This is a genomic window from Gordonia paraffinivorans NBRC 108238 (genome assembly GCF_000344155.1).
In the GTDB taxonomy this organism is placed as follows: Bacteria; Actinomycetota; Actinomycetes; order Mycobacteriales; family Mycobacteriaceae; genus Gordonia; species Gordonia paraffinivorans.
This window is the reverse complement of sequence record NZ_BAOQ01000091.1, coordinates 1-1,460: the sequence shown is the minus strand read 5'-3', so window position 1 is coordinate 1,460 and position 1,460 is coordinate 1. Positions and strand designations below refer to the sequence as shown.

Sequence of the window (1,460 nt, the reverse complement as noted above, 5' to 3'; positions counted from 1 at the left end):
TGGGGGGTGTCCCTATGGTTTGGTCAAGCGGGGGCAGCAGCGGGGGTGCGGTAGAAGGTCTTGTTCTTGAGCATGGCGTAGAGGACGTCGCAGCGACGGCGTGCCAGACAGATCAACGCGGCATTGTGCTTCTTGCCCTCAGCGCGTTTGCGGTCGTAGTAGGCGCGACTGGTCGGGTCGTGCAACGCGGCGAAAGCGGACAGGAACAACACCCGTTTGAGTTTGCGGTTACCCGACCGTGCGGGGTGCTCACCACGGATCGACGAGCCGGAACGGTGGGTCACCGGGGCGATACCGGCGTAGGCCGCCAGATGCGCCGCAGAGGCGAACGCCGAGCCGTCACCGACCTCGAGCAGGATCCGGGCTGCGGTCCTGACGCCGACGCCGGGCATCGACATCAGGACCTGGGAAAGAGGGTGGTCATCGAGCATCCTCTCCACATCTTCAGCAATGCTCTTGCGCTGTTGCAGAACCTCTTTCAAGGAATCTGCGAGCTTCGGCAGGACGATCTCGGCGGCGTTGCTGCCTGGCACCGTCACGCTCTGGGCATCGAGCGCGGTGAGGATTTCCTCGGCCAGTCGGGCGCCCATCCGCGGGGCATGCGTGGTTGCGAGTGTGGTGAGTCGGCGTTTGCCCGCTTTGCGGATGCCGACCGGCCCGCCACATCGCGACAGGATTTCAAGGACCGCCGGATGCGCGATCCTGGGACCGAGAACCCGTTCGAGGGCAGGGTGGATTCCGGTGAGCAATCCGCGGATGCGGTTGCTGATCCGGGTGGCCTCACCGGCGAGGTCGTCGTCGAACCCGACGAGCACCCCGAGCTCAGCCAGGGCCTCGTCGCCGACATCGATCCGGCGCAGCGTGTGCGGCATCGTGCGGGCGGTGTCGGCGATGATGAACGCATCTCGGGCGTCGGTCTTGGCCTGGCCGGGGTACAGATCGGCGACGCGCCGCATCGTCAACCCCGGCAAGTACGCCACAGCGTGTCCGCAGGCGCGGGCGACGGTGACCGGCAGGGCACCGATCGTGTTCGGCTGGTCGACGATCACCAACACCGGGCCGTGTTCTGCCAGGCGGTCGAACACGGTCCGCAGTTTGGCTTCGTCGTTGGGCAGGGCTTTGTCGAACAGGCGGGTGCCGGCGGGGTCGAGTCCGACGGCGTGGTGTTCGCCTTTGCCCACGTCGATGCCGCAGAACACAGCGTAGGTCGGGTCCATGAAGCATGCCTTTCGTTCCGCTCCGGACGGTCACCGATCAGACGTCGACACCCGGCACCCACGTTACGAAGAGACCTGCCCGGTGCTCGATGCACACAGGCGGCCCTGTCCCTATCAGCGGTCCATCGACGTCACCAGGTTCGGCGACACCACCCCCCGGATCATTCGAGAGACAGGGGCAAGAAGTCATACCGAACTTGGCGACCGTGGCCCCGCGGTGCGGGACTACGAAGAAGGTAACGG

General features: G+C 65.9%; 2 protein-coding genes. One reads left to right on the top strand and one right to left on the bottom strand.

Annotated features, from left to right (window positions below; translation table 11 throughout):
- Positions 1–23: 23 nt before the first annotated feature.
- Positions 24–1,217, bottom strand: coding sequence for an IS110 family RNA-guided transposase (locus GP2_RS20765; RefSeq protein ID WP_006902623.1), 1,194 nt, complete (start codon positions 1,215–1,217; stop codon positions 24–26).
- Here GP2_RS20765 and GP2_RS22005 point away from each other — a divergent pair.
- On the top strand, positions 1,216–1,460 hold a 245-nt coding region (locus GP2_RS22005; RefSeq protein ID WP_217997260.1), incomplete at its 3' end, for a hypothetical protein. The two genes, GP2_RS20765 and GP2_RS22005, sit on opposite strands and share 2 nt — an antisense overlap.

Coding starts and splice junctions, on each gene's coding strand:
- GP2_RS20765 (WP_006902623.1), bottom strand. CDS start 1,217: ATGGACCCGACCTACGCTGTGTTCTGCGGCATCGACGTGGGCAAAGGC.